The organism is Microvirga sp. P4_A5 (genome assembly GCF_056402495.1).
In genome coordinates this window covers 38,817-65,017 of sequence record NZ_JBFUHH010000013.1, presented here as the reverse complement: position 1 = coordinate 65,017, position 26,201 = coordinate 38,817, and the positions used below count along the sequence as shown (strand labels likewise).

Genomic DNA, 26,201 nt, shown 5'->3' with positions numbered 1-26,201 from the left:
GTGGACGTTTTTCGTCGATCCCAAGCGCGCTCATGGAAGCCATCAACGCCTCCATCGGCTTCGACAAGCGCCTCGCCTCCCAGGACATCCAGGGCTCTCTCGCGCACAGCGCCATGCTGGCGCAGCAGGGTATCATCACGCAGGACGACAGGGCCGCGATCCACGCCGGCCTTCAGCGGGTTCTGGGCGAGATCGAGGGTGGGGCGTTCACCTTTTCGACGGCCCTCGAAGACATTCACATGAATGTCGAAAGCCGATTGCGGGAGATCGTCGGGGAGCCGGCGGCCCGGCTTCACACGGCGCGCAGCCGCAACGACCAGGTGGCGGTCGATATTCGTCTCTGGGTCCGCGACGCCCATGACAGGACGGACGAGCAGCTGACCGCCCTGATGAGGGCTCTTCTGGCCAAGGCCGAGCCTCATGCGGCAACCGTGATGCCCGGTTTCACCCATCTTCAGAGCGCCCAGCCGGTCACCTTCGGCCATCACCTGATGGCCTATGTGGAAATGTTTGCCCGCGACCGCGGCCGCATCCGCGATTCCCGCAGACGCCTCAACGAATGCCCGCTGGGGGCGGGCGCGCTCGCCGGAACCTCCTTCCCCATCGACCGGCATCAGACTGCAAAGGCCCTCGGTTTCGACGGTCCGACCCGCAATTCGCTCGATTCCGTGTCGGATCGCGACAGTCTTCTGGAGTTCCTGTCCGCGGCCGCCATCGCGGCCATGCATCTGTCCCGCCTTGCCGAGGAAATCATCATCTGGATGTCGGCGCCCTTCGGCTTCGTGCGCCTGCCCGACCGCTGGACGACCGGCTCCAGCATGATGCCGCAGAAGCGCAATCCGGACGCCGCCGAACTGGTGCGCGGCAAGACCGGCCGGGTGATCGGTTCGCTGGTGGCGCTCCTGACCGTCATGAAGGGTCTCCCCCTGACCTATTCCAAGGATATGCAGGAAGATAAGGAACAGCTTTTCGACGCGGCTGACACGATCGAGATCGTGCTCGCCGCCATGACGGGGATGATCCAGGACCTGGAGCCGGTGCCAGCCCGCATGGCGGCGGTCGCCGGGGCCGGCTTCTCGACCGCCACGGATCTCGCCGACTGGCTCGTCAGGGACCTCAACATCCCATTCCGCGATGCCCACCACATCACCGGCCGCATCGTGTCCGAGGCGGAGAAGCGGGGCTGCACGCTCGAGGAATTGCCGCTGGATGCCATGCAGGCCGTCGAGCCGCGCATTCACCAGGGCATCTACGGCGTGCTGGGCGTGGAGAATTCGGTCCGTTCGAGGACCAGCTTCGGCGGGACCGCGCCGGTCAATGTGGCCGATCAGATTGCCTGGTGGCAGAACCACCTCTAGGGCGGCAGGCCGGAAGCTCGGCCTCTTGATCGGCCGAGTTTCGGCCACCATATGCCTGTCAGTGCCCGAAAGGGTCGCCTGAGTGCCGCATAAGCGGGCTCAAATCAACGAAGTGCCTCTAACCTCGGGCTTCGAACATGACGCGCCAATCGCCCTTCGGGCACCCATTTCTGCTGGGATTCGACGAGATCGAGCAAGCGCTCGACCGCGTCGCCAAAGCCGGCGGGGACGGCTATCCGCCCTACAATATCGAGCGCTTGGCGCGCACGCCTGACGATCCCGAGCGTCTCAGAATTACACTGGCGGTAGCAGGTTTCACCCGCGACCAGCTCGAGGTGACGCTCGAGGAAAGCCAGCTCGTAGTCCGGGGTCGTCAGATCGACGACAAGACGAGGCATTTTCTGCATCGCGGCATCGCCGCCCGTCAGTTTCAGCGCGCATTTCTCCTCGCCGAAGGCATGGAGGTGATGGGCGCCGATCTGGCCAATGGCCTCTTGTCCATCGATCTCGTCCGGCCTGAGCCGGACCGGATCGTCCGCAAGATCGTCATTGCGTCGCCTGATGGCACCTGACCTCGTTGCGTAGGAGAGTATGATGAACGTGTATTCCAAAACACCCGTCGAAACGCCGTTCAATCCAGTCGAACTCGCCTCCCTGGGCGAGGGCCAGATGGCCTACGTGCGCCCGATGCTGTCGGACGACGTGGCCCGGTTGTTTCCCCAGGCACCCAAGATCGAGCCCGGCCTGCAGCTTTTCGCCCTCTTGTCCGCCAGCGGCGAACCCATCGTTCTGACCGACAGCCGGGATGYGGCGGTTGCCAATGCGTGGGCTCATGATCTGGAGACGGTGAGCCTCCACTAGGCTCACCCCCCTCAACCCATTGCCTCGATGGCGGCAATCAGGCGATCGAGATCCTCCGGGCGCGAGAGCCGGTGATCGCCATCCTTGATTAAGGTCAGCGAAACGTTGTCGCCGGGCAGGTGCTCGACAAGGCGCATGGCGTGGGTCCACGGGACGTCCGGGTCTTCCATGCCCTGCAGGATATGGACCGGGCAACCCGTCTGGATCGGAGCATCGAAGAGAAGATGCAGTCGCCCGTCCTCGATGAGCCTCATGGTGATCGGATAGGGTTCGCTCGAGTACTCGGATTCCCGGTGAAAGACACCCGTCTCGGCAATCGACCGCTTGATGGCCTCGGGAAACCTGTCCCACATCAGCCGCTCGGTGAAATCGATCGCGGGCGCGATCAGAACCATCCCGCCCGGTGCTGGCTTCCCCTGTTCGGCAAGACGCCTCGCAGCCAGAAGCGAAATCCAGCCGCCCATGGAAGACCCGACGAGGATCGGCTTTTCAGAAGCATAACGCTCGATGACGCCGAGGCTGTCTTCGAGCCAGCGCGAGATCGTGCCCTCCTCGAAGCGACCCTCGGATTCGCCGTGGCCCGAATAGTCGAACCGCACGAACGGCCGATTGCTCCGTTCCGCCCACGCCGCCAAGGTTTCGGCCTTTATCGAACGCATGTCCGATTTATAGCCGCCAAGCCAGATCACCGGTGACCCAGTGCCTTCCTGCGTGAGCATGGCGATCAAGCGGGCCTCCGCGCCATGGCCGATCGTCAGGGTTTGCCGCATGGTTAACTTATCCTCAACTGCTTGCCGATCAGGATGAGGCTAAGCCGAATCGRCTCAAACTCATGAAAATGATCGACCCCATGAACCGGAGCATGATATCGCCCGAAAACCGCTCCACACTTTTCGGCATCGTGCTCTAACGTGACGTTCTGCAATCTGTCTCCAACAAGGCTCTTACATCGGTGAGTTTTTCAACGCGACCCGGGGGAGGGCCCTCTTTCCCCGCTTCCAGCCTCCATCCGCTGGCGGGTCGGACAATCCTCCAGATCATTCCCGAACTCGAGGCCGGTGGCGCGGAGCGCACCGCCGTCGACATTGCCGATGGCCTCGCGCATGCGGGCGCCCGCGCGCTGGTCGCGACGGAGGGCGGCAGGCTCGTCGGCGAATTGCAGGCCAAGGGGGGCGTCTGGATCCCCTTTCCGGCCGCCACCAAAAATCCATTCTCGATGCTGATCAACGTGCGACGGCTTGCCCGCATCTGCCACCGCGAGAAGGTTTCGCTGATTCATGCCCGTTCACGTGCGCCCGCCTGGGTGGCTTTGGGAGCCGCGCGGTCGCTGAACATTCCTTTCGTGACCACGTACCACGGCAGTTACGCGGGGCGCTCGTCGGTCAAGGTTCTGTATAATTCGGTGATGTCCCGTGGTGATGTGGTGATCGCCAACTCGCATTACACCGGCGACCTGATCCGCTCGCTGTACCCGCAGGCAGCGGAACGGGTGCGGGTCATCCACCGGGGAACCGACTTTTCGGTCTTCAGCCCGTCGGCGGTCAGCCCCGAACGGGTCGAAAATCTCCGCAAGTCGTGGAATGTCGCGCCGCATGAGCGGATCGTGCTTCTGGCAGCCCGACTGACCGGCTGGAAAGGCCAGAAGGTGCTGGTCGAGGCGGCGGCCAAGCTGCGGGATGCCGGAATTTCCGACGTGGCCTATATTCTCGCCGGCGATCCGCAGGGCAGGGATTCCTATGTGAAGGATCTCGACGCACTGATCGAAGCACGGAAGCTGAAGGGCATCGTTCGCCGGGTGGGGCATTGCACGGATATGCCCGCGGCGTTTCTGGCGGCGTCGGTCGTGACCGTGCCGTCGACCGAGCCCGAGGCCTTTGGGCGGTCCGCCGTTGAGGCGCAGGCCATGGGCACGCCGGTGGTGGTGTCCGATCTCGGCGCCGTCCCCGAGACAGTACTTGCCCCGCCGCTGGTGCCGCCTCAGGAGCGAACCGGATGGCGGATCCCGCCAGGCGACGCGGGCGCGCTGGCGGACGCCATCGGCGGCGCCCTTGCTCTGGGCGCCAGTGCCCGGATCGCCTTGGGGGGGAGGGCGAAGCGTCACGTGGAAGAAAACTTCTCGCTGGAGCGGATGGTCACAAGCACGCTTGACCTCTATGCCGCCCTGCTGGAGGGCCGTTTTCCGCGCAGAACGAGTTGACTTCGCGCGCTTTTGCGCGAAATGTCGGATCATTCGCGGAACCGGTCAGGAATCGGCGGGAGTGCCTATGCGCCCCCAACTCCGACCCCCGCTCAACAGGAGATACGAGCCATTCGCAGACCAATGAGAGCCATGCCGGTGCCGCAGAAGGACGGACCGCGCGCCAACAGAGATATTCGCGGTGTCCGCGACGTGCAGTTGATCGATGATACAGGTCAGAATCGTGGCGTCATGCCCTTTTTCGATGCAATGCGCATCGCGGAGGACGCCGGACTCGACCTCGTGGAGATCTCGCCGAACGCCACCCCGCCCGTCTGCAAAATCCTGGATTACGGCAAGTACCGCTTCCTCGAGCAGAAGAAAGCCTCGGAAGCCCGCAAGAAGCAGAAGACCGTCGAGGTCAAGGAAGTCAAACTGCGTCCCGGCATCGACGATCACGATTACGACGTGAAGATGAAGGCCATGCGCGGCTTCTTCGAAGAAGGCAACAAGGTCAAGGTCACGCTCCGCTTCCGCGGCCGCGAAATGGCCCACCAGGATCTCGGCCTCAAGGTCTTGGATCGGGTGAAGGCGGACGTGAACGAGATCGCCAAGGTCGAGATGGAGCCCAATTTCGAGGGCCGTCAGGTCGTCATGGTCATGGCGCCACGCTAGACCCTCACGAAATCCCGTTCAGAATTCTTGGCCGTCGGGCAACCGGCGGCCATTGCTTTTCCGGTCCTCCTCTGCCATAAGCCCGGCTTCATCGAACCGCCCGGCTCATCAAGGGCTGCCGTGGCGGTTTGTTGTGCTCATAGCAGCATCAAAAAGGCCATGTAGGCGGTTCGCCGCCCTCCTGGCCTTGTCCCAAGGAGAGCAAAATGCCCAAGCTGAAGACCAAATCGGGCGCCAAGAAGCGCTTCAAGATCACGGGCACCGGCAAGGTTGTCTACGCCCAAGCCGGCAAGCAGCACGGGATGATCAAGCGGACGAACAAGCAGATCCGGAATCTGCGTGGGACCAATGTCCTGTTCAAGACCGACGGTTACAACGTCAAGAAGTACTTCCTGCCTAACGGCTGAGACAGGCTTCGTCATCCCAGATTCTGCCAGATTTTGAAGGAGTTCACCTATGGCCCGTGTCAAACGGGGCGTGACCAGTCACGCCAAGCACAAGAAGGTTCTGAAGGCCGCCAAGGGCTTTTACGGCCGTCGCAAGAATACCATCCGCATCGCCAAGCAGGCGGTCGAGAAGAGCATGCAATATGCTTACCGCGACCGTAAGAACAAGAAGCGCACCTTCCGCGCTCTCTGGATCCAGCGTCTCAACGCGGCGGTTCGCGAGCATGGCCTGACCTATTCGCGATTTATCGATGGTCTCGGCAAGGCCGGAATCGAGGTCGATCGCAAGGTTCTGTCCGAAATGGCCATCCACGAGCCGGCGGCTTTCGCCGCCTATGTGGAGCGCGCCAAGGCTTCGCTGCCCCAGCAGGCGGCTGCCTAAGACATCCTGGCTCTGGCGCGACTGATACGTCAGTCGCGCCGCCTTCTGACTCTTTCCGCCTCCGAGACCACCCGCACCGACGGCATATCATGCTGTCGAATGCATTTTTGCGGGTCGGGAGGCCTGACGGTCCCCGCGCCGCGCCCCATAAGCGCTTGAATTCTGGCAAGGGACGATGACCGATCTCACCCAACTCGAACGTGACCTGATCGCCCAGGTGGACGCTGCCGGCGACGAGGCGGCTCTCGACGCCGTGCGCGTTGCCGCGCTCGGAAAGAAGGGCTCCGTATCCGAATTGCTCAAGACGCTGGGGTCCATGTCCCCCGAAGAGCGCAAGGAACGCGGGCCGCTCATCAACGGCCTGCGGGACGCGGTCCAGACCGCCATCGCGGCGCGCAAGGAGGTTCTCGCCTCCGCGGCGCTCGATGCACGTCTTCTGGCCGAGCGCATCGACGTATCGCTGCCCGTGCAGGATGCACCGGAAGTGCGCGGGCGCATCCATCCGATCAGTCAGGTCATCGAGGAAATCACCGCGATCTTCTCCGATATGGGTTTCTCCGTCGCAGAGGGGCCGGATATCGAAACCGACTACCTGAATTTCACGGCGCTCAACTTTCCCGTCGGGCATCCCGCTCGCGAAATGCACGATACGTTCTTCCTGGCGCCGGACGAGAAAGGCGAACGCAAGGTGCTGCGCACGCACACCTCGCCCGTTCAGATCCGCACCATGACGTCGAAGGCGCCGCCGATCCGCATCGTCATTCCGGGCCGGACCTATCGCCATGATTCCGACCAGACCCACACGCCGATGTTCCATCAGCTCGAAGGCCTAGTGATCGACACGCAGGCCAATATTGCCCACATGAAGTGGGTGCTTGAGGAATTCTGCAAGGCCTTCTTCGAGGTCGAGCAGGTCAAGATGCGGTTCCGGCCGTCCTTCTTCCCCTTCACCGAGCCGTCGGCCGAAGTCGACATTCAATGCTCGCGCAAGGGCGGCGAAATCCGGTTCGGCGAGGGGGAGGATTGGTTGGAAATCCTCGGTTGCGGGATGGTCCACCCGAACGTCCTGCGCAATTGCGGTCTCGATCCCGACAAGGTCCAGGGTTTCGCCTGGGGCATGGGAATCGACCGCATCGCCATGCTGAAATACGGCATGCCGGATCTTCGCCCGTTCTTCGAGGCGGATGTGCGCTGGCTCAATCATTACGGATTCCGTCCGCTCGACATCCCGTCGCTCGTCGGCGGCCTCACGTCCTAAAGCAGGAGAGATACGATGAAATTCACCCTCTCCTGGTTGAAGGACCATCTCGACACGACGGCGTCCCTCGACGAGATCGTCGAGACCCTGACGCGCATCGGTCTCGAGGTCGAGGGCGTCGAGGATAAGGCCAAGACGTTCGCGCCTTACACGGTTGCGTATGTCGTATCGGCGGAACAGCATCCGAATGCCGATCGCCTGCGGGTCTGTGTGGTGGATGTGGGCGAAGGCGCGCCCATCCAGGTCGTCTGCGGCGCACCCAATGCCCGCACCGGCATGAAGAGCGTCTTCGCGCCGCCCGGCACCTACATTCCAGGCAAGAACATCACGCTCGGGATCGGCACCATCCGCGGCGTCGAAAGCAGGGGCATGCTGTGCTCGGCGGCCGAACTCGAAATCTCGGACGATCACGAGGGCATCATCGACCTGCCCGACGACGCGCCCGTGGGGCAGCCCTACGCGGCCTATGCGGGCCTCGACGACCCGGTCATCGAGATCAACCTCACGCCCAACCGGCCCGATTGCACGTCCGTCTTCGGGATCGCGCGCGATCTCGCGGCGGAAGGCCTCGGGACGCTGAAGAACCAGGAAGTGCCCCTCATCGAAAACGTGGGCCCATGCCCCGTCTCGGTAACTCTCGATTTCGAGCCCGGCGACGAGAAGCTGTGCCCCGTCTTCGCCCTGCGCCTCGTGCGCGGCGTCAGGAATGGCCCTTCGCCGGAATGGATGCAGCGCCGGTTGCTGTCGATCGGCCTGCGCCCGATCAACGCGCTCGTCGACATCACCAACTACATGACGTTCGACCGAGGACGTCCGCTGCACGTCTTCGATGCCCGAAAGGTCAAGGGCCATCTGGCCGTCCGCCGCGCGCGCGGCGGTGAAGAGTTGCTGGCGCTGGACGGACGCAACTATGCGCTCGACCAGGGAGCGGTAGTGATCGCCGACGAGAACGGCGTGGAATCCATTGCCGGCATCATGGGCGGCGAGCATTCCGGCGTCGACGAAAAGACCACGGATGTCCTCATCGAATCCGCTCTCTGGGACCCGCTCAACATCGCGCAAACGGGTCGAAAGCTCGGTATCATCACCGATGCGCGCTATCGGTTCGAACGCGGTATCGATCCCGCCTTTACGCTTCCGGGACTAGACCTTGCCGCCAGCATGGTGATGTCGATCTGCGGCGGTGAGGCCAGCGAGCCAATGGTGGCCGGCAAGGTGCCGCAGAATAACCGGGTCATCGACTTCCCGTGGTCGGAGGTTTCGCGTCTGTCAGGCCTGCCCGTGCAGCCGGCGGAGTCGAAGCGCATTCTCGAAAAGCTCGGTTTTGTCGTGGACGGTTCCGGCGACAGGGTGAGGGTGACTCCGCCATCCTGGCGCCCGGATATCGAGGACAAAGCCGACCTCGTCGAGGAGGTCATCCGCATCGTCGGCCTCGACCGGATCGAGCCGCAACCCTTGCCGCGTCTCGAAGCGGCCGTCGCGAAGCCTATTCTGACGCTCATCCAAAAGCGCACCCGTCTCGCCAAGCACGCGCTGGCGGTCCGGGGTCTCGTTGAAGCCATCACGTGGTCGTTCATCGGCAAGAACGAAGCCGAGCTGTTCGGCGGGGGCGATCCGCGCCTCGCCCTGGCAAACCCGATCGCATCCGATCTCTCGGATATGCGTCCAAGCCTTCTGCCGGGCCTTCTCAAGGCCGCGCAGCGCAATGCCGATCGCGGCTTCGGCGATGTGGCGCTGTTCGAAGTCGGCCAATGTTTCGCGTCGGACGAGCCCGAAGGTCAGCGGATGGACGCCACCGCCATTCGCCGGGGCACCGCCCGGGTGGAGGGTGTCGGTCGTCATTGGGATGGCGCTGCGAGCCCGGTCGATGCGTTCGACGCCAAGGCGGACGCGATGGCCCTGCTTGCAACGCTCGGAATCCCCGCCGGCGGCCTGCAGGTTGTGGCCGGCGGTCCGGCCTGGTTCCATCCCGGTCGTTCGGGAACGCTTCAGTTCGGCCCGAAGAACGTCATTGGTGCTTTCGGTGAAATTCATCCGAACGTGCTGAAAGCGCTCGACATCAAGGGGCCGGTGGTGGCCTTCGAACTGACGCTCGACGGATTGCCGCCGCCCAAGGCGAAGCCCACCAAGATGAAGCCACGGCTTGTCCTGTCGGACTTCCAGCCTGTCACGCGCGATTTCGCGTTCGTGGTCGGGCGTGATGTGGCGGCGGGCGACATCGTCAAGGCGACGCAGAATGCGGAGCGCCAGCTCATCGTCGGCGTCGACGTCTTCGACGTCTATGAGGGGACGGGGATCGATCCGGCCAAGAAATCGGTTGCGATCGCTGTCACCATCCAGCCGACGGAGAAAACCCTCACCGACGTGGAGATCGAAGCCATTACGGCGAAGATCGTCGCCGAGGTGGCAAAGAAGACCGGCGCGGTCCTCCGCGGCTAGGTTTGAACGTCGTCCCGGCCGGTCCTCCGCACGGGCCGGGATGACGGACCGCCTCTTCCGCTCAGCGGGTTATTCTCGTCCCAGGCATAGCGGATCGTCTCGAAACGCATCGAGCGGGCGTCAATCATGAGCAACCGGCCCACCAGGCTCTCGCCGAACCCCACGATCTCCCGGATTGCTTCCATCGCCATCAGGCTTCCGAGAACCCCGGCCAGCGCGCCGAGGACGCCGGCTTCGGCGCAGCTCGGGATCGTGCCCGGCGGCGGAGGCGACGGGAAAAGGCACCGATAGGTGGGATAGGGCACGCCGTCCGGCCCTGTTTGATGGGCGCGGATCGTCGTCAGCGTGGCGTCGAACTGGCCGAGCGCCCCCGTGACCAGCGGCCTTGCCGCATGAAAGCACGCGTCGGAGACGGCGTACCGGGTCTCAAAATTGTCCGAGCCGTCGACCACCAGATCGTACGCGGCGACAAGATCCTGGGCATTTTCGGAAGTCACGCGGAGGGGATGGGGCACGGCGGCGACATGCGGGTTGAGTCGGCGCACTGCATCCGCCGCGCTGTCGACCTTAGGGCGCCCCAGATCCGCCGTTCCGTGGATCACCTGCCGCTGCAGATTGGAGAGGGATACGTCATCGTCATCGACAATCCCGATGGTCCCGACGCCCGCCGCCGCCAGATACTCGATGACCGGAGAGCCGAGTCCGCCCGCACCCACTACGAGCACGCGCGCCGCCTTCAGCTTTTGCTGTCCCGGCCCGCCGATGTCGCGAAGCACGATGTGGCGAGCGTAGCGGTCGATTTCGTCGGGGCTGAGCGGCATGGCGAGACTTTATCCGCATCCTCCGGGCTATCAACCGCTGGCCGGAGGAAATATCGTGGGCGGATCGACAGGGGTGCTTGGCGCGACGGCCCTTCCCATGCCATCGTCGGCAAGCAACCGGGTTACAATCCGGGCCAGACAGGGAACATTGCCGATGAAAGCCACCAGCCTCGCCCTCGCGCTTGCGGGCCTCGCCATCTCCACGACCGCCGTCCTCGCGCAGGACGCTTTCAAGCCTGCGATCGTCTACGACCTCGGAGGCAAGTTCGACAAATCCTTCAATGAAGGCGTCCATATGGGGGCTGAGAAGTACAAGAAGGAGACGGGTGCGGATTACCGCGATTTCGAGCCGCAGAACGATGCGCAGCGGGAGCAGGCCCTGCGCCGGTTCGCGCGCGAGGGATACAGCCCGATCGTGGCCGTCGGTTTCAGCCAGGAAACCGCGCTCAAGAAAGTTGCCGACGAGTTCCCCAAGACCAAGTTCGCCATCATCGACGCGGTGGTGGAAAAGCCCAATGTGCAATCGACCGTGTTCAAGGAGCATGAGGGCTCGTTCCTCGTCGGCCTGCTCGCAGCGCAGGCCTCCAAGACCGGGAAGGTCGGCTTCGTGGGCGGCATGGACATCCCGCTCATCCGCAAGTTCGCCTGCGGCTACGTCCAGGGCGTGAAGTACGCCAAGAAGGATGCCGAGGTCTTCCAGAACATGACGGGCACGACGGGCGCGGCCTGGGCCGATCCCGTCAAGGGTGGCGAACTCGCCAAGAGTCAAATCGATCGCGGCGCGGACGTCGTCTATCACGCGGCCGGCGGGACTGGCATCGGCGTGATGCGCGCGACCGCGGATGCGGGCAAGCTCGGCATCGGCGTCGATTCGAACCAGAACGGCCTGCACCCCGGCAAGATGCTGACCTCGATGGTCAAGCGTGTCGATGTCGCGACCTACACGGTGTTCGACCAGGCAAAGAAGAATACGTTCAAGCCAGGCGTGTCCGTGCTGGGGCTGAAGGAAGATGGCGTTGCCTGGGCGCTGGATGACAACAACAAGGCGTTGATCACGCCCGAGATGAAGGCTGCCGTCGACAAGGCCTCGGAGGGTATCAAGTCGGGCAGCATCAAGGTGCACGATTACATGTCGGACTCGAAGTGCCCGATGTGAAGTTTTGACTCCCCCGGAGCGCCGGTCTGTCGGCGTTCCGGGACGGTGTCGCAAGCGGTATTTCCGGAGAACGTCTGAGCTTTGATGTCGCCCGCCATACAACTGACCGCCATCGACAAGCGCTTCGGCCCGGTCCATGCCAACCGCGATGTGAATCTTTCGGTCGAGCGCGGAACCATCCACGGCATCGTGGGCGAGAATGGCGCGGGCAAGTCGACGTTGATGTCGATTCTGTACGGCTTCTATGAGGCGGATTCGGGCTCCATTCACGTCGGCGGAAAGCTCACTTCCATCACTTCGCCCGCCGATGCGATCGCGGCGGGAATCGGGATGGTGCACCAGCATTTCATGCTCGTCGAGACACTGACCGTCGTCGAGAACGTGATGCTGGGCGCCGAAGGCGGAGTCCTGCTGAGGGTAGGAGAAGCGAAGGTCCGCGAGGAGCTTGCGCGTCTCTCCCGCGATTACGGGCTTGAGATCGACGTGAAGGCGATCGTGGGCGAATTGTCGGTTGGCTTGCAGCAGCGTGTCGAAATTCTAAAAGCGCTCTACCGCGGCGCGGACATTCTCATCCTCGACGAACCCACGGCCGTGTTGACGCCGCCGGAAGCGGACGCGCTGTTCGACTTGTTGCGGGCACTGAAGCAACAGGGCAAGACCGTCATTCTCATCACCCACAAGCTGCGGGAGATCATGGCGGTCACCGACCGGGTGTCGGTCATGCGGCGCGGCGAGATGGTGTCGAGCGTCGAAACCGCCGACACGTCGCCGCCCGAACTCGCGGAGCTCATGGTGGGTCGGCGCGTGCTGCTGCGCGTGGAAAAATCCGAACGTGAGCGGGGCGAGAAGTTGCTCGAGATCGACAATCTTTCGGTGATCGATTCACGCGGCGTCCTGCGTGTCGCAAACGTGTCTCTCGCCGTTCATGCGGGCGAGATCGTCGGCATCGCGGGCGTTTCGGGAAACGGACAGAGCGAGCTTCTCGAAGCGATCGCTGGCATGCGACAACCGGTCTTGGGCACCGTCCGCCTTGAGGGTCGCGATGTGCCGCCTGACGCGCACAACCCGCACCGGATGCGCCAGCTCGGCCTTCTGCACGTTCCGGAAGACCGCCTGCGCATGGGCTTGGTTCCGGCCTTTCCTGCTTTCGAGAGCGCGGTTCTGGGTTTCGCGGACGACCCGCGGCTCGGACGTGGCCCGCTGCTCGACCACAATCGCATGGTGGAAGATCTGGCGGCCAAGATGGAGCATTACGACGTGCGCCCGCAGGCGCCGCGGTTGAAGACTTCGAAGTTCTCCGGCGGCAATCAGCAGAAGATGGTGCTGGCGCGCGAGATCGAGCGGAACCCCAAGGTGCTGCTCGTTGGCCAGCCGACGCGGGGCGTGGATATCGGCGCCATCGAGTTCATCCACCGCCGTCTGATCGCACTTCGCGACGCGGGCGTCGGCATCCTGCTGGTTTCGGTGGAACTGGAAGAAATCATGAACCTGTCCGACCGCATTCTGACCATGTGCGGCGGCCAGATCACGGGCGAGCGCAAGGCATCCGACGCGGACGAGCAGGATCTCGGCCTGCTCATGGCCGGCGTCAACGACGAGGCGGCATGATGCAACCACGATTGACACTCGTCACCCTCGGGGTGACCGATCTCGCGAAAGCGCGTGCGTTTTATGAAGCCTGGGGCTGGAGGGCGTCGTCGGCGAGCCAGCCCGAAGTCGCCTTCTTCCAGGCGAATGGCTTGGCGCTCGCATTGTGGAGCCGCGCCGATCTTGCAAAGGACGCGGGCGTGCAAGACAGGCCGACCGGCTTTTCGGCCGTGACCCTTGCCTATAATGCCCGCTCGAAGGAAGAAGCGGATGAGGTTTACGCGCTCGCGATCGCAGCCGGCGCGAAAGCCACGAAGCCGCTTCAGGATGTGTTTTGGGGCGGCTATTCGGGCTATTTCGCCGATCCCGAAGGCCACCTCTGGGAAGTCGCCTGGAACCCGGCTTTCCCGCTCGACGAGGAAGGTCACATGTTCCTCCCGGATAGCGTCAAGTGAGCGCTCCCATCGACCTTCCCCGATGGGCCGATACGGTTTTGGTGCCCGCGCTCTCCGTGGTGGCGGCGTTCCTGGTCGCGGGGCTGGTTGTGCTCGGCATCGGGGAGAACCCGCTGACTGCGACGCGGCTGCTGCTGCAGGGAAGCCTCGGCAGCGGCGAAGGTCTGGGCTTCACCCTCTTCTACATGACCGATTTCATTTTCGTCGGGCTCGCGGTCGCGGTCGCCTATCACGCGGGTTTGTTCAATATCGGCGGCGAAGGTCAGGCGACATTGGCGGGCCTCGGCATTGCGCTGACGCTCAACAATCTCAGCTTCCTGCCGGGTTTCCTGCTTGCTCCGCTGGGCATTCTCGGCGCGGCGGCCTTTGGAGCCGCCTGGGCTGCGATCCCGGGCTATCTGCAGGCCCGGCGCGGCAGTCACATCGTCATCACGACCATCATGTTCAATTGGCTCGCGAGCGTGCTCATCGTCTATCTGCTGGTCAATGTCTTGCGCGAGCCGCAATCGATGAACCCGGAAACCCGCGAATTTCCTCTCCAGTCCCATATTCCCTTCATGCATGAGGTGTTCGCAGCATTCGGCATCGAAATCCCGCCGTCGCAGCTCAATCTCAGCCTTCTTCTCGCGCTGGCGGCGTGTGTCGCCGTGTGGCTTCTGATTTATCGCTCGCGGCTGGGCTACGCGATCCGTGTCGTCGGCTCGAATCCGACAGCGGCTATCTATGCGGGCATTTCGCCCTCGCGCGTCATCATCATCGCGATGGTGATCTCCGGCGCGCTGGCCGGCGGCCTGGCCGTCAACGAATTGATGGGCTACCAGCATCGCCTTTTGCTCGAATTCACCGCAGGTTACGGTTTCGTCGGCATCGCAGTCGCGCTCATGGGACGCGCGCACCCGGTCGGTATCGTGCTGGCGTCGCTGCTATTCGGCATCCTCTACCAGGGTGGCGCCGAGCTCGCCTTCGAGCAACCGGCGATCACGCGGGACATGATCATCGTCATCGGCGGCATCATCATTCTGTTCGCAGGGGCGCTCGACGGGCTGTTCCGGCGCGTCGTAGCCCGGCTGCTTTTGCGCCCGAGCTTGGCGAGGGCGTGACGATGTTGGATCTCGCAAGCATTGTGACGATTCTGGATTCGGCGTTGCGGCTGTCGGTTCCGCTGCTGGCGGCCTGTCTTGCCGGCTTGTGGTCGGAGCGCGCCGGCGTGGTCGATATCGGCCTCGAAGGGAAAATGCTGGTGGCCGCATTCTCCGCAGCCGCGGCCGCGCACGCCTTCGACTCGGCCTGGATCGGATTGTTTGCCGGAATTGGCACGTCCGTGGTCTTTGCGCTGCTCCACGGCTTCGCTTCCATCAGCCAGCGCGGCAATCAGATCGTGTCCGGCGTTGCCATCAACATGCTGGCGGCGGGTCTTACCGCCATCGTCGGCAATGCGTGGTACGGGCAGGGCGGCCGAACACCACCCCTCGAGGGTGTGCAGCGTTTCGGGGATGTGCTGTTCGGACATTCACCGCTCGTTGCCCTTGCGCTTCTCGCTGTGCCGCTCACGGCATTCGTTCTCGCCCGCACGCGATTCGGTTTGCGCCTGCGCGCGGTCGGCGAGAATCCCGCCGCGGTGGACACAGCCGGGATATCCGTGACAGGGCTTCGCTACGCCGCGGTGATCATCGGCGGCGTGTTGTGCGGCCTTGCCGGCACCTACTTGTCGGTCGCCCAATCGGCAGGCTTTCTCCCCAACATGACAGCCGGCAAGGGCTTCATCGCGCTGGCGGCGCTGATATTTGCCAAATGGCGCGCGTGGCCGGCGCTCGGGGCCTGTTTCCTCTTCGGCCTTCTGGACGCCATCTCGATTCGATTGCAGGGCATTGTCGTGCCAGGGATCGGCGAGGTTCCGGTTCAGGCGATCCAGGCTCTGCCGTATCTGATGACCGTCATCCTGCTGGCAGGCGTCATTGGCCGGGCGACACCGCCGCGCGCATCGGGAATTCCCTACGTGAAGGAGCGCTGACATGAGCGATCTCGATACGCTGTTCGAAGCGGCACGCGCCATTCAGGCAAAAGCCTACGCGCCCTATTCCCGCTTCAAAGTCGGCGCCGCGATCGCAGCCTCCGACGGACGGATTTTTGCCGGATGCAACGTCGAAAATGCAGCCTATCCGGTGGGAAGCTGCGCCGAGGCCGGCGCGATCTCGGCGATGGTTGCTGCCGGCGCGACCCGCATCGCCGCCATCGTGGTCATGGGGGAAGGCGAACATCTGGTGACGCCCTGCGGCGGATGCCGGCAGCGAATCCGCGAATTCGCCGCGCCCGAAACGGCGATTCACGTCGCGGGGCCGGAGGGCGTCAGGCGCAGTTTCACGCTGGACGAATTGCTGCCCTTTTCGTTCGGGCCCGACCACCTGACTGAGCGATAAAGATGACCATGAACCAGCAAATCCGGGACGTCGCGGCGCATATCCGCGCGCAGGGCCTGTCGGGAACGTTCGACGCCGCTTTCGTGTTGGGAACCGGACTCGGGACCCTCGTCGACGAGGTCAGCGATCCCGTCAGCCTCGCCTATGCGGACATCCCGCACTTTCCCCACAGCGGTGTTTCGGGTCATGCGGGCAAGCTCGTTTCCGGGATGCTCGAAGGCAAGCGTGTGCTGCTGTTCCAGGGGCGGGCGCATTATTACGAGACGGGCGATGCCGGCGCCATGCGTGTGCCGATCGGTGTGGTCGGGGAACTTGGCATCCGGGTGGTCGTCCTCACCAATGCGGCTGGCTCGGTGAGCGCCGATATCCGTCCCGGTTCGCTGGTGTCGATCCGCGATCATATCAACCTTGCCGGTGCGAACCCTCTGATGCGGGACCACACGGAAGCGCGCTTTGTGTCGCTTACCGGCGCTTACGACGCCGATTTGCGTCGCATTCTGCAACGTGCGGCGGCCAAGGAGGGGATCGATGTGCCCGAGGGCGTCTATACGTGGTTTTCCGGGCCCAGTTTCGAAACCCCTGCAGAAATCCGCATGACGCAAATTCTCGGAGGCGACCTCGTCGGCATGTCGACCGTGCCGGAAGTCATCCTCGCGCGCTATTATGGGCTGCGGGTTGCGGCGATTTCGCTCGTGACCAATCTCGCGGCAGGAATCGAGGGGGCCTCGCCGTCACACCAGGAAACCAAGGATACGGCGGCCGAAGCTTCGGCGAAATTCAGGCGCCTCATCCGTTCATTCGTTGCGGAGCTTTCATGATGTCGAACATTGAAATCGCAACTCGCGCCCTGCGCAGCCTCGACCTCACCGACTTGACCGACACCTGCACGCCGTCCGCGATCGAAAGCCTCTGCGCGAAGGCTCGCGACCCGCGCGGACCTGTGGCGGCGGTTTGCGTATGGCCGCAATTCGTCCGGCTTTCCGTCGACGCGCTGAAGGGCTCGGCGGTGCGCATCGCAACCGTCGTCAATTTCCCTGCCGGTGGCGAAGACGTGGCGCGCGTCTGCGATGACGTCGGAGAGGCGCTCGCGGACGGTGCCCAGGAGATCGACCTCGTCCTGCCTTACAATGCCGTGCGGCGCGGCGATCTCGCGGTGGCGGCCGAGATGGTGGAAGCGGTGCGCGAGAAGGTGGATCAGGGCCGATTGTTGAAAGTCATCCTGGAGACGGGCGAACTCGTCGAGCCTGCGCTGATCGAAAGGGCAAGTCATCTCGCCATCGCGGCAGGGGCGGATTTCATCAAGACCTCTACGGGCAAGACGCCCGTATCGACTACGCCGGAGGCGGCCGAGATCATGCTGCGCGCCATCAAATCTTCGGGCCGAAGCGTCGGGCTGAAACCGTCGGGCGGTATCCGTACGCTTTCCGATGCCAGGATATATCTCGAGCTTGCGGACCGCATCATGGGGCAGGGCTGGGCGACGCCTGGCACATTCCGCATCGGGGCAAGCAGCGTATACGATGCGCTTATCGACACCATCGAAGGGCGGTCGGGAAAGACGATCGCCGGAGCCTACTGACATGAGCCATCTTCCGCAGGAAATCATCCGCCTCAAGCGCGAGGGTCACGAACTCGATGCCGAGCAGATCGCCGGCTTTGTCGAAGGCATGACGTCGGGTCGCGTCTCGGAGGGGCAGGCGGCATCGTTCGCCATGGCGGTTTTCTTCCGCGGACTTTCCATCGCGGAACGCGTGGCGCTGACGCGCGCCATGACGCATTCGGGCGAAGTCCTGTCGTGGGATCTCCCGGGCCCCGTGCTCGACAAACATTCCACCGGCGGGGTCGGCGATACGGTCAGCCTAGCGCTCGCGCCTGCGGTCGCAGCCTGCGGCGGCTACGTGCCGATGATCTCCGGCCGGGGACTGGGCCACACGGGCGGGACCCTCGACAAGCTGGACGCCATTCCGGGATATATGTCCCAGCCGGACATCGAAACCTTCCGCCGTGTGACGCGCGAGGTCGGGTGCGCGATCATCGGACAGACAGCGGATCTCGCGCCGGCGGACAAGCGTCTCTATTCGATCCGGGATGTGACGGCGACCGTGGAATCCATCGACCTGATCACCGCTTCGATTCTGTCGAAGAAACTGGCTGCGGGGTTGCAGGGCCTGGTGATGGACGTCAAATGCGGCTCGGGCGCTTTCATGGACAATATCGCGGATGCCCGCGAGCTTGCCCAAAGCCTCGTGTTGGTCGCCAACGGCGCCGGCCTTCCCACGAGCGCGTTGCTGACCGATATGAACGAGCCGCTCGCGTCTCATGCCGGGAACGCGGTCGAAGTCGCCTATGTGGCGGACTATCTCTCCGGCCGACGGCGCGAAGCGCGCTTTCACGAGGTCACGGTGGAATTGAGCGCCGAGATGCTCCTGCTCGGCAGGCTGGCCACGGACCTCACCGAGGCCCGCGCGAAAATCGGGAACGCCATCGCATCCGGCGAGGCAGCGGAGGTGTTCCAGCGAATGGTCGTCGCGCTCGGGGGGCCGCACGATCTTGTCGAGCGGCATAAAACGCATCTGAAGGCAGCGCCGGTCATCCGCGCCGTCTACCCCGAGCGAACCGGAATCGTCCACGCAATTGCAACGCGGGACGTGGGTGTCGCCGTGGTTGCCCTCGGCGGTGGGCGAACGCGTCCCCAGGACGCGGTGAACCATGCGGTCGGTCTGACGGAGCTTGCCCAAATTGGCGCGGCGGTCGATCGGGACCGTCCCCTGGGGATCGTGCACGCGCAGACCGAAGCGGACGCGGACGCGGCCGCTCGCGCATTGCGACGTGCCTACACTCTTGGCGAGGGTCCGAAGCAATCCCGTGCGGTGGTAATCGAACGGATCAGCGCCTAGCGCCGAGCGCTCCGAGCCGCTTGATGGCGGTTATTGGCCCGTAGCTGACCGTGCGGATACGCTCCTCGGCCGCCGCGAGCGATTCGATGGAAACCGTCATGGTATGTCCCGTCGCGTGGATCATGCGTGACTGATCCAGCATGATCGCCACATGACCTTTCCAAAACACCAAGTCCCCGCGCTGCAGGCCTGCGAGGTTGGGCAGGATTTCCACGCGTGTGCCCATCGCTTCCTCCTGCATGTCGCTATCCCGTGGGGCGTCGAAGCCGGCTGACCTCAGCGAGGTCTGGGCGAGCCCCGAACAATCGATGCCGATGCTGGTCTTGCCGCCCCACAGATAAGGCGTGTGCAAAAAGCGCTCTGCCACCGAGACGAAATCCTCAGCGTGATGCTGGATGTCGGCGAGATGCGCCGCCATCACATATCCGCCGGTGGCAAGCTGCGCGTAATCGCCCTCGCGCTCGGCCACGGCCACGAGACTGCTGAGGGTGAGCAGGCCGAGATTGGGCAGTTTCAAGTTAGGCCCCGGATACACGAAGGTGCGAAGCGCGCCCACGCGATGGGTCGGCTCAGGCCCTGGTTCGCCCAACGCGCTCGCAGGCAGATATCCCACATAGCCGTCGGCCTTCAATTGCACCCAGGCCCACCCGTCCCTCTCGTCGAACACTTCCACCTCTTCGCCAAACAAAGCCTGCGTGTCGACGGGCGCGGCCTCCGCGGGATGCCGGTGAAGCGATTGGAACGCCACGGCGATCCGCTTGAGCGATCCGGAGGCAAAGCGCTCCGCCTCGACCTGTCCCCGAAGCCGCTCGGCGGCGAGGTCGGCACGGAAGGGTGTGATACGACGGTCGAAGATCATCGGGGCAGTTCCTTGGCACGCGCTGTGATGATATCGCCCAAGCGTTCGACCGCCAAGGCACCCACCACCGTCCGCTGGATGATGACGTTCCGGCGGTCGAGTTCATCGCGGCGCCGCGATACGAGGTCGAGCTTGCCCATGGTGTCCAACGCGCGGGTGATCACCGGCTTGGTCACACCGAGCTTCTGCGCCAGGCCCCGCACCGTGTGGGGAGGTGATTCGAGGTAGATCGTCAGCAGGATGGCGATCTGGCGGGACGAGAGGTCTCCGCCCTGGTGCACGAGGTCGAGATTGACATCGTGCCAGAGCCTAAGACTTTGCGAGGTTCGGATATCAACAGCCATCGCGACCTCTTCGTTTCGGATTGGGATCGTCCGGGCCGGGATAGGACGCCCGCGGGAATCAAGCGCGATAGCGATCTTTCAACAGCGAGTACATCAGACGCGCGGCCTGCACGTCGCCGCCCTCCGGTCGCGCTGGCCGGGCGGTATTGTTCCAGGCGTAGATGTCGAAATGGACATAAGCCTTCGCGGACGACACGAAACGACGCAGAAAGAGCGCTGCCGTGACGGACCCCGCCATGGACCCGCCCGTGTTGTTCAAGTCGGCGAATTTCGAATCCAGAAGGGACTGGTACGGATACCAGAGCGGCAGCCGCCAAACCGGGTCGTTCGCCGCAAGACCCTGCGTGGCGATTTCGTTTGCCAGCGCATCGTCATCGGTAAAAAACGGCGGGAGTTCGGGGCCAAGAGCCACCCGGGCCGCTCCCGTGAGCGTCGCAAAGTCCACGAGCAGGTCGGGGTTGTCTTCGTCCGCCAGAGTCAGTGCATCGGCGAGAATGAGCCGGCCCTCGGCGTCGGTGTTGCCGATCTCGACGCTAATGCCCTTGCGGCTCGAAAGAATGTCGCCGGGACGGAAGGCATTGCTCGAGATTGAGTTTTCGACGGCGGGAATGAGCACCCGCAGACGCACGGGCAGTTTCGCCCCCATGATCATATCGGCGAGCGCCAAGGCTGCGGCGGCGCCCCCCATATCCTTGCGCATGATCAGCATCGAGGAAGGTGGCTTGATATCGAGGCCGCCCGTATCGAAAGCGACGCCTTTGCCGACGAGCGTGACGCGCGGTGCGGATTCGCTGCCCCAGGTGATGTCGATCAATCGCGGCGCAACAGCCGACGCGCGTCCCACCGCGTGGATCATCGGAAGATTCTGTTCGAGAAGGTCTTCACCGACGATGCTTGCGAAGGAAGCGCCGTGCTTCTCGGCGAGGGTTCTCGCTGCCGCCTCGATCCCGTCCGGTCCAAGATCGCTCGTGGGCGTGTTGACGAGATCGCGGCTCGCGTTCACCGCATCGGCGATGCGAGAGACTTCGTCGGCATCGACACCTTCCGGCACCACAAGCCTCGCCGATCGCGGAGCGTGTTTGCGATAGCGATCGAACGCGTATGCACCAAGCAGCCAGGCGAGCGTTGCGAGCGCGGGCTGCGCCGGCGGTGTTTCGAGCCGATAAGCGCCCGCCGGCAGAAGCGTCGCAAGCTTGCCGACGAGGAACGGGTCCACACGTCGCACGCCCTCGTTCTCAAGACCGAAAACGACGCCGAGAAGACCGCCATCCGAATTCGGCAACAGGCAATGACGCCCTGCCTTGGCGTCGAAGCCTTGGGCCCTCGCGAAGGTCTGCGCGCTTGCCGGAAGGATCTCGAAAATCCCCGCCCAGGTGCTCTCAGTCGCAAGCCAGACGGGAAGCGAGTCCTCTGAGGGGAGCGCGAGAAGCGGGTGGAGCATGGGAAGTACTCGAAGAGGAATGGATAAAGCCCGGCGGGAGGGTCCGCCGGGGGTCTGTCGATCAGATCGTCTGGTTGTAGGCGCCGACTTCCGGGTTCTCGCGAAGCACGTCGTCGACCACCTTGAACATGTCGCGCATGCGAGCTTCGGAAACCGGGCTTTCGACCACGACAACGATCTCGGGCTTGTTGGACGATGCGCGAACTAGGCCCCAGGTGCCGTCGTCGGTCACGACGCGGACGCCATTGACAGTGATGAGATCCACGATCGGGTGACCGCCGACTTTCTCGCCCTTCTGGCTGATCCCGGAGAAGCGCTTCACCACACGCTCGACCACGTCGTATTTGATCTCGTCGGCGCATTTTGCCGCCATGGTGGGCGAGCCCCAGGTCTTGGGGACGGCGTTATAGAGATCCGCCATCGACTTGCCGGGATTGCGATCCAGCATCTCGCAGACCGCGATGGCGGTCAGCAGACCGTCGTCATAGCCACGGCCGACGGGCTTGTTGAAGAAGAAATGGCCCGACTTTTCGAAGCCGGCGAGCGCCGACAATTCATTGACGCGGCGCTTGATATAGGAATGGCCGGTCTTCCAGTAATCGGTCTTGGCACCCTGCGCTTTGAGCTCAGGATCGGTCGCGAAGAGGCCGGTCGATTTCACGTCCACGACGAATTGCGCGTTGGGATACAGCTTCGAAAGATCGCGCGCCAGCATCACGCCGATCTTGTCGGCGAAGATCTCGTCGCCATTGTTGTCGACGACGCCGCAGCGGTCGCCATCGCCGTCGAAGCCGAGGCCGACATCGGCGCCGGTCTCGCGGACCTTGTCGGCAATCGCATGAAGCATCTTCATGTCTTCGGGATTGGGATTGTAGCGCGGGAAGCTGTGATCCAGGTTGGCGTCGAGTGGGACTACCTCGCATCCGATCATCTCGAGCATCTGCGGCGCGAAGGCACCGGCGGTGCCGTTGCCGCACGCGGCCACGACCTTCAGCTTGCGCTTCAGTTTGGGGCGGTCGGTGAGATCGGCAATGTAGCGCTCGCGAAAATCGGATACGAACTCGTAACTTCCACCCTCGCGCAGCGTGAAGGCGGCGTTCATCACGATGTCCTTCAGCCGGTTCATCTCCTCGGGTCCGAAGGTCATGGGACGGTTCGCACCCATCTTCACGCCGGTCCAGCCGTTATCGTTGTGCGAGGCGGTCACCATAGCGACCGCGGGGCAATCGAGCTCGAATTGACCGAAATAGGCCATCGGCGAAAGCGCCAGGCCCACGTCCTTGACGCGCAGGCCCGCGGCCATCATGCCGGAAATCAGCGCATATTTGATGGAGGACGAATAGCCGCGAAAGTCATGCCCGGTGACGAGGTCCGGACGGACGCCCATTTCATGGATGAGCGTGCCGAGGCCCATGCCAAGCGCCTGCACGCCCATGAGGTTGATCTCCTTCTCGAACAACCACCGGGCATCGTATTCACGAAAGCCGGTAGGCTTCACGAGGGGGAAGGATTCATACTCGAAGGTGTTGGGCAAAAGGGCGGTTTGGGGCTTGGGAAACATGGTCCATCCGAACAGGGGAGGGTGAGTTGAGAGCGTGACCTTTAGGGTATCGCGATGAATGGAGGCTGACCACCCATCGCACCCACAAGGGACGGCAGGGTGGTTCCGGAGGGGATCGCCTTACGGCATGGTGCCCTCACGGAGAATGCGGGCCAACCCGGCCAGGAGCGCGGCCCTGGGCTGTCTCGTGGTGATGGCGATCCCCCGGCGTGCCAGCGCCTGCTCATAGAGGGCTGCCCGTGGTGGATCTGCCAGTACAGTCACCGGAGAAGCGTGACCAAATTGCGACAAGGCGCCGTTCAATTCATCCCCCGTCAGGAGCCCGGAGAGATAAGGCCGCAGGAGATCGGGCTTCATATGGCCGGAAACGACGGCGGCGCGCGCCCCGAAAAGCAGATGAAGGAGGCCCACCCGCCGATCTTCGGGGGTCCCCGCGTTGCGCTCGGCGGCCTTCAGGCCGAGCTCGAACCCGGCGTGATCCTCAGGCTCGGTGGCCGGCCGGCCGATCATCGAATGCTCCACGAGCAGCGCGTACATCTCGCCGGTCATGTAGGTGGCGAAGCGCTCGACGCGCCCGTCTTTCATCGTGATCCATTTCGGATGCGTGCCCGGAGAGCATACCAGCCCATCGCGAACGCCGGATCCGAGCGCGAGCGTCTCCTCCCCCCGCAGCACGTCGAAGGCGCCGGGTGCCGGCTCGCAGAGCAGGCCGGGTACGATGTGGCATTTCCGGCCATTGCCGATATCCACGGGTATCATCGCGCGGGCGATCTCGACTGGGCCGGCCGGACACAGGGCATAGGGTGCCATGACCCAGCCTTCACGGCTGCCGACCATGCCGACCAGCAGGACGGCCGCGTCGGGCTCGGCTTTGAGCCAGGAGCCGCAATGGCGCTGGAAGACCCCGGCATGCTGTCCCGGTTGAAGGGCCGAGACGCCGTCGTCCGACGACACCTTCTGGAGGATCGTCTCGTGCTCCACCAGATAGGCGCGAAACCGCGTGGTACCCCAGTCGACGACAATGAAACGCAAATGGGTTTCCTCGCTCTCAATCTTTCAGGGCTCAACCGGTGAGGCGATCAGCGCGTTCCGTACATACGGTCGCCGGCATCTCCGAGGCCGGGCAGGATGTAGCCGTGGTCGTTCAGGCGTTCGTCGATGGCGGCCGTCCAGATATGAACGTCCGGGTGCGCGCCCCGCAGCTTCTCGATGCCTTCAGGCGATGCCAGAAGGCAGACGAAGCGCAGATCCTTGGCTCCGCGTTCCTTCAATCGGTCGATGGCGGCCACGGCCGAATTCGCCGTCGCCAGCATGGGGTCGAGCACGAGAATCATGCGATCGGCGAGGTCTGATGGCGCCTTGAAATAATACTCCACCGCCTGCAGCGATTCCGGGTCGCGGTAGAGGCCGATATGGGCCACACGCGCGGCCGGCACGAGCGTCAGCATGCCGTCCAGAAAGCCGACCCCGGCGCGCAGGATCGGCGCCAGCACCAGCTTCTTGCCGGCGATCTGTGCGCCCACCATTTTTGTGAGCGGCGTCTCGATTTCGATCCGTTCGATCGGAAGGTCGCGCGTGACCTCGTAGCAGAGCAGCATCCCGATTTCGTTCAAGAGCTGACGGAAGCCCTTCGTCGACCGTTCTTTTTCCCRCATCAAGGTCAGTTTGTGCTGCACCAGCGGATGATCGACGACTGTCACGCCTTGCATTCGTTTGCTCTCGTTTTGAATCATGGTCTGTTTCTCTTAAAATACGGTGCCGTCGCTGACGACGGAAAGGGGTGGAGAGCCGTCGCTCCGCCGCTCCCGGGCCAATCGCCGCCCGGTTGCCCAGGTTCCGCCTTCCAGCACCTTGGCGAGAGGAAAGCGATTTGCATCGAGCTTGAGTTCTTGACGGATCGGTTCGGCGATCAAGTCGAGGAGAGCAACCGTCAGAGCGCGCCATTCCACGACAAGCGCTGAATCCACCGTATGGGATTTGCCCGCGTCGGACGGGTCTTTCAGGGCGATCACGCCCGTGTCGAGGAACAGGCCGCCGTTGCGATATTCGGGGAGGCCCGTGAGCTCGTCCAGATCCACCACGTTGTAACCGGCCCATTCGAGGGGCTCGATCAGCGAGTAGGAGAGCCATTGCGACAGTTTGTGAAAAGGCACCAGGCCGTTGGTCTCATCCGGCGTTTCCAGCGCCGCGTGGCGCCAAGTGTCGCCCAAATCGATTCCGTCCAGCGAAATTCTGCCGGGCCAGATGGGTCCGAGGTAAGTCAACAATGCGTCGAGGATCGATGCGGCTTTGATTTGCCCCTCGGTCGCGGTGGCGACGATGACGTCGAAAAGGCCGCCAGGTCTCGGGTCGTCATGCTGTGCGAATATGTCCGGGTTGATGGCGACGGTCCGTCCGAGGCGGTTGAGCAGCCCCGCCCGTCCTTCGAGACCCACGAGGGGATTGTCTGCCCGAACCTGGAAACCTTCGGCGAGATCCTCGGGCGTGAGCGCCAGCAGGACGTCCGCATCCACCCGGAAGGGATCGTCCGGATTGCTCGAGAACGCGCCGGCGATGAACATGTCGAAACTGGCAACGGCGAGGCCTTCCGAGCGGCTGAAGATTTCACCGGTGCGGCCTTCCACATAGCGCCAACCGGCCCCGGCGCCGGCATCCAGCAAGACAGACACGATTGCGAGATCGAAGGCGGCGCGGCCCATTTGCCCCACGTCGGTCCAGGGAGCGCTGTGCATCACCGCTCCCCAGCGCTCATGGCCGCCCACGGAGAAATGCCGCCACCGGGCGTGGAAAGGGATTTCGAGAGACGGGTAGGCCGCGCGAATCGTCGCCACGACCTCATCCGCGCAGGCGTCCAGCCTGCTCAAATCGACCCGAAAGTGGTCGAGCTTGCCGTCCTGTGCCAGTTGCAGCATCCGGTGGGCCCGATCACGCACGGCCGCCGCGCTCAGGAGGCTTCGGGCCGCCAGGGTCGCGGAGAAAGGGGTCAGGTTTTCCGTCACAACGCGCTCCGCTGGCTCTCTGTTGAAGCGATATCATACATCCGAGACGGTCAGGGATGGCCGCTCGGG

Annotated in this window: 27 protein-coding genes; 18 read left to right on the top strand and 9 right to left on the bottom strand. The window is 63.6% G+C overall.

All coding sequences use genetic code 11. The annotated features are described in order from the left end of the window. The 3 genes from argH to AC1DVM_RS06635 all read left to right on the top strand — a co-directional run. The coding region (gene argH / locus AC1DVM_RS06645; RefSeq protein ID WP_477253052.1) for an argininosuccinate lyase at nucleotides 1-1,358 on the top strand (1,358 nt) is incomplete at its 5' end. A gap of 137 nt (nucleotides 1,359-1,495) precedes the next feature. Continuing rightward, on the top strand, nucleotides 1,496-1,930 hold the full coding sequence (locus AC1DVM_RS06640; RefSeq protein WP_477253050.1) for an Hsp20 family protein: 435 nt from the start codon (nucleotides 1,496-1,498) through the stop codon (nucleotides 1,928-1,930). A 22-nt stretch (nucleotides 1,931-1,952) separates the two neighbouring features. After that, on the top strand, nucleotides 1,953-2,219 hold the full coding sequence (locus AC1DVM_RS06635; RefSeq protein ID WP_477253048.1) for a BQ00720 family protein: 267 nt from the start codon (nucleotides 1,953-1,955) through the stop codon (nucleotides 2,217-2,219). Nucleotides 2,220-2,230: 11 nt separating this feature from the next. Here AC1DVM_RS06635 and AC1DVM_RS06630 read toward each other — a convergent pair whose 3' ends face one another. Beyond that, nucleotides 2,231-2,989, bottom strand: a complete 759-nt coding sequence (locus AC1DVM_RS06630) for an alpha/beta hydrolase (protein ID WP_477253047.1) — start codon at nucleotides 2,987-2,989, stop codon at nucleotides 2,231-2,233. A gap of 182 nt (nucleotides 2,990-3,171) precedes the next feature. Between AC1DVM_RS06630 and AC1DVM_RS06625 the strand changes: the two genes are divergently transcribed. From AC1DVM_RS06625 to pheT, 6 genes are all read left to right on the top strand, one after another. Then, entirely contained in the window at nucleotides 3,172-4,416 is a 1,245-nt protein-coding gene (locus AC1DVM_RS06625; RefSeq protein WP_477253046.1) for a glycosyltransferase family 4 protein, read from the top strand. A gap of 132 nt (nucleotides 4,417-4,548) precedes the next feature. Beyond that, nucleotides 4,549-5,070: a translation initiation factor IF-3 gene (gene infC / locus AC1DVM_RS06620; RefSeq protein WP_477253045.1), complete on the top strand. Its 522-nt coding sequence runs from the start codon at nucleotides 4,549-4,551 to the stop codon at nucleotides 5,068-5,070. 206 nt (nucleotides 5,071-5,276) lie between these two features. Beyond that, nucleotides 5,277-5,477 (top strand): 50S ribosomal protein L35, encoded by a 201-nt coding sequence (gene rpmI, locus AC1DVM_RS06615; RefSeq protein ID WP_477253044.1) that lies wholly within the window; start codon nucleotides 5,277-5,279, stop codon nucleotides 5,475-5,477. A 49-nt stretch (nucleotides 5,478-5,526) separates the two neighbouring features. After that, nucleotides 5,527-5,898 carry a 50S ribosomal protein L20 gene (gene rplT, locus AC1DVM_RS06610; protein ID WP_477253043.1) on the top strand — a complete coding sequence of 124 codons (372 nt, stop codon included), beginning with the start codon at nucleotides 5,527-5,529 and terminating at the stop codon, nucleotides 5,896-5,898. A gap of 175 nt (nucleotides 5,899-6,073) precedes the next feature. Continuing rightward, complete coding sequence (pheS, locus tag AC1DVM_RS06605) at nucleotides 6,074-7,156, top strand: phenylalanine--tRNA ligase subunit alpha (protein ID WP_477253042.1); 1,083 nt, start codon at nucleotides 6,074-6,076, stop codon at nucleotides 7,154-7,156. A gap of 15 nt (nucleotides 7,157-7,171) precedes the next feature. Next, nucleotides 7,172-9,595 carry a phenylalanine--tRNA ligase subunit beta gene (pheT, locus tag AC1DVM_RS06600; RefSeq protein ID WP_477253041.1) on the top strand — a complete coding sequence of 808 codons (2,424 nt, stop codon included), beginning with the start codon at nucleotides 7,172-7,174 and terminating at the stop codon, nucleotides 9,593-9,595. Here pheT and AC1DVM_RS06595 read toward each other — a convergent pair. Further along, on the bottom strand, nucleotides 9,592-10,416 hold the full coding sequence (locus AC1DVM_RS06595) for a HesA/MoeB/ThiF family protein (RefSeq protein WP_477253039.1): 825 nt from the start codon (nucleotides 10,414-10,416) through the stop codon (nucleotides 9,592-9,594). The two genes, pheT and AC1DVM_RS06595, sit on opposite strands and share 4 nt — an antisense overlap. 154 nt (nucleotides 10,417-10,570) lie before the next feature. Here AC1DVM_RS06595 and AC1DVM_RS06590 point away from each other — a divergent pair, with 154 nt between their 5' ends. The 9 genes from AC1DVM_RS06590 (at nucleotide 10,571) to deoA (ending at nucleotide 18,928) form a co-directional block, all read left to right on the top strand. Beyond that, nucleotides 10,571-11,572: a BMP family lipoprotein gene (locus tag AC1DVM_RS06590; RefSeq protein ID WP_477253038.1), complete on the top strand. Its 1,002-nt coding sequence runs from the start codon at nucleotides 10,571-10,573 to the stop codon at nucleotides 11,570-11,572. Between the two features lie 84 nt (nucleotides 11,573-11,656). Next, on the top strand, nucleotides 11,657-13,180 hold the full coding sequence (locus tag AC1DVM_RS06585) for an ABC transporter ATP-binding protein (RefSeq protein WP_477253037.1): 1,524 nt from the start codon (nucleotides 11,657-11,659) through the stop codon (nucleotides 13,178-13,180). Then, nucleotides 13,180-13,614, top strand: coding sequence for a VOC family protein (locus AC1DVM_RS06580; protein WP_477253056.1), 435 nt, complete (start codon nucleotides 13,180-13,182; stop codon nucleotides 13,612-13,614). Before AC1DVM_RS06585 ends, AC1DVM_RS06580 begins: the two co-directional genes overlap by 1 nt. Next, nucleotides 13,611-14,714 carry an ABC transporter permease gene (locus AC1DVM_RS06575; RefSeq protein ID WP_477253035.1) on the top strand — a complete coding sequence of 368 codons (1,104 nt, stop codon included), beginning with the start codon at nucleotides 13,611-13,613 and terminating at the stop codon, nucleotides 14,712-14,714. Before AC1DVM_RS06580 ends, AC1DVM_RS06575 begins: the two co-directional genes overlap by 4 nt. Before the next feature lie 2 nt (nucleotides 14,715-14,716). Further along, nucleotides 14,717-15,625, top strand: coding sequence for an ABC transporter permease (locus AC1DVM_RS06570; RefSeq protein ID WP_477253033.1), 909 nt, complete (start codon nucleotides 14,717-14,719; stop codon nucleotides 15,623-15,625). A 1-nt stretch (nucleotide 15,626) separates the two neighbouring features. Next, entirely contained in the window at nucleotides 15,627-16,031 is a 405-nt protein-coding gene (locus AC1DVM_RS06565; RefSeq protein ID WP_477253031.1) for a cytidine deaminase, read from the top strand. A gap of 2 nt (nucleotides 16,032-16,033) precedes the next feature. Continuing rightward, a complete protein-coding gene (locus AC1DVM_RS06560; protein ID WP_477253030.1) occupies nucleotides 16,034-16,849 on the top strand; it encodes a purine-nucleoside phosphorylase in 816 nt (271 codons plus the stop codon). Continuing rightward, nucleotides 16,849-17,610: a deoxyribose-phosphate aldolase gene (gene deoC / locus AC1DVM_RS06555; RefSeq protein WP_477253054.1), complete on the top strand. Its 762-nt coding sequence runs from the start codon at nucleotides 16,849-16,851 to the stop codon at nucleotides 17,608-17,610. Before AC1DVM_RS06560 ends, deoC begins: the two co-directional genes overlap by 1 nt. A gap of 1 nt (nucleotide 17,611) precedes the next feature. Beyond that, on the top strand, nucleotides 17,612-18,928 hold the full coding sequence (gene deoA, locus AC1DVM_RS06550) for a thymidine phosphorylase (protein WP_477253028.1): 1,317 nt from the start codon (nucleotides 17,612-17,614) through the stop codon (nucleotides 18,926-18,928). Here the strand turns inward: deoA and AC1DVM_RS06545 are convergent. The 7 genes from AC1DVM_RS06545 to AC1DVM_RS06515 form a co-directional block, all read right to left on the bottom strand. Continuing rightward, entirely contained in the window at nucleotides 18,918-19,787 is an 870-nt protein-coding gene (locus AC1DVM_RS06545; RefSeq protein ID WP_477253026.1) for a C40 family peptidase, read from the bottom strand. The two genes, deoA and AC1DVM_RS06545, sit on opposite strands and share 11 nt — an antisense overlap. Beyond that, the gene (locus AC1DVM_RS06540; RefSeq protein WP_477253024.1) at nucleotides 19,784-20,131 is read right to left on the bottom strand and encodes a MarR family transcriptional regulator; all 348 of its coding nucleotides are present in this window, start codon (nucleotides 20,129-20,131) and stop codon (nucleotides 19,784-19,786) included. Before AC1DVM_RS06540 ends, AC1DVM_RS06545 begins: the two co-directional genes overlap by 4 nt. A 58-nt stretch (nucleotides 20,132-20,189) precedes the next feature. Continuing rightward, the gene (locus AC1DVM_RS06535; RefSeq protein WP_477253022.1) at nucleotides 20,190-21,572 is read right to left on the bottom strand and encodes a leucyl aminopeptidase family protein; all 1,383 of its coding nucleotides are present in this window, start codon (nucleotides 21,570-21,572) and stop codon (nucleotides 20,190-20,192) included. A 61-nt stretch (nucleotides 21,573-21,633) separates the two neighbouring features. Beyond that, entirely contained in the window at nucleotides 21,634-23,133 is a 1,500-nt protein-coding gene (locus AC1DVM_RS06530) for a phosphomannomutase/phosphoglucomutase (RefSeq protein WP_477253021.1), read from the bottom strand. Between the two features lie 120 nt (nucleotides 23,134-23,253). Beyond that, entirely contained in the window at nucleotides 23,254-24,165 is a 912-nt protein-coding gene (locus AC1DVM_RS06525) for a 2-dehydro-3-deoxygalactonokinase (protein WP_477253020.1), read from the bottom strand. A 47-nt stretch (nucleotides 24,166-24,212) separates the two neighbouring features. Next, nucleotides 24,213-24,842, bottom strand: a complete 630-nt coding sequence (gene upp, locus AC1DVM_RS06520; RefSeq protein ID WP_477253018.1) for a uracil phosphoribosyltransferase — start codon at nucleotides 24,840-24,842, stop codon at nucleotides 24,213-24,215. 36 nt (nucleotides 24,843-24,878) lie between these two features. Next, nucleotides 24,879-26,132: a URC4/urg3 family protein gene (locus tag AC1DVM_RS06515; RefSeq protein WP_477253016.1), complete on the bottom strand. Its 1,254-nt coding sequence runs from the start codon at nucleotides 26,130-26,132 to the stop codon at nucleotides 24,879-24,881. Nucleotides 26,133-26,201 lie beyond the last annotated feature (69 nt).

Excerpts from the sequence above, each read along its gene's own strand:
- pheS (WP_477253042.1), top strand. The coding sequence starts at position 6,074 with ATGACCGATCTCACCCAACTCGAACGTGACCTGATCGCCCAGGTGGAC.
- AC1DVM_RS06535 (WP_477253022.1), bottom strand. The coding sequence starts at position 21,572 with ATGCTCCACCCGCTTCTCGCGCTCCCCTCAGAGGACTCGCTTCCCGTC.
- deoA (WP_477253028.1), top strand. The coding sequence starts at position 17,612 with ATGAGCCATCTTCCGCAGGAAATCATCCGCCTCAAGCGCGAGGGTCAC.
- AC1DVM_RS06585 (WP_477253037.1), top strand. The coding sequence starts at position 11,657 with ATGTCGCCCGCCATACAACTGACCGCCATCGACAAGCGCTTCGGCCCG.
- deoC (WP_477253054.1), top strand. The coding sequence starts at position 16,849 with ATGTCGAACATTGAAATCGCAACTCGCGCCCTGCGCAGCCTCGACCTC.
- AC1DVM_RS06570 (WP_477253033.1), top strand. The coding sequence starts at position 14,717 with ATGTTGGATCTCGCAAGCATTGTGACGATTCTGGATTCGGCGTTGCGG.
- AC1DVM_RS06530 (WP_477253021.1), bottom strand. The coding sequence starts at position 23,133 with ATGTTTCCCAAGCCCCAAACCGCCCTTTTGCCCAACACCTTCGAGTAT.
- AC1DVM_RS06640 (WP_477253050.1), top strand. The coding sequence starts at position 1,496 with ATGACGCGCCAATCGCCCTTCGGGCACCCATTTCTGCTGGGATTCGAC.
- rpmI (WP_477253044.1), top strand. The coding sequence starts at position 5,277 with ATGCCCAAGCTGAAGACCAAATCGGGCGCCAAGAAGCGCTTCAAGATC.
- pheT (WP_477253041.1), top strand. The coding sequence starts at position 7,172 with ATGAAATTCACCCTCTCCTGGTTGAAGGACCATCTCGACACGACGGCG.
- rplT (WP_477253043.1), top strand. The coding sequence starts at position 5,527 with ATGGCCCGTGTCAAACGGGGCGTGACCAGTCACGCCAAGCACAAGAAG.
- AC1DVM_RS06565 (WP_477253031.1), top strand. The coding sequence starts at position 15,627 with ATGAGCGATCTCGATACGCTGTTCGAAGCGGCACGCGCCATTCAGGCA.
- AC1DVM_RS06545 (WP_477253026.1), bottom strand. The coding sequence starts at position 19,787 with ATGATCTTCGACCGTCGTATCACACCCTTCCGTGCCGACCTCGCCGCC.
- AC1DVM_RS06560 (WP_477253030.1), top strand. The coding sequence starts at position 16,034 with ATGACCATGAACCAGCAAATCCGGGACGTCGCGGCGCATATCCGCGCG.
- infC (WP_477253045.1), top strand. The coding sequence starts at position 4,549 with ATGCCGGTGCCGCAGAAGGACGGACCGCGCGCCAACAGAGATATTCGC.
- AC1DVM_RS06580 (WP_477253056.1), top strand. The coding sequence starts at position 13,180 with ATGCAACCACGATTGACACTCGTCACCCTCGGGGTGACCGATCTCGCG.
- AC1DVM_RS06590 (WP_477253038.1), top strand. The coding sequence starts at position 10,571 with ATGAAAGCCACCAGCCTCGCCCTCGCGCTTGCGGGCCTCGCCATCTCC.
- AC1DVM_RS06540 (WP_477253024.1), bottom strand. The coding sequence starts at position 20,131 with ATGGCTGTTGATATCCGAACCTCGCAAAGTCTTAGGCTCTGGCACGAT.
- AC1DVM_RS06630 (WP_477253047.1), bottom strand. The coding sequence starts at position 2,989 with ATGCGGCAAACCCTGACGATCGGCCATGGCGCGGAGGCCCGCTTGATC.
- AC1DVM_RS06595 (WP_477253039.1), bottom strand. The coding sequence starts at position 10,416 with ATGCCGCTCAGCCCCGACGAAATCGACCGCTACGCTCGCCACATCGTG.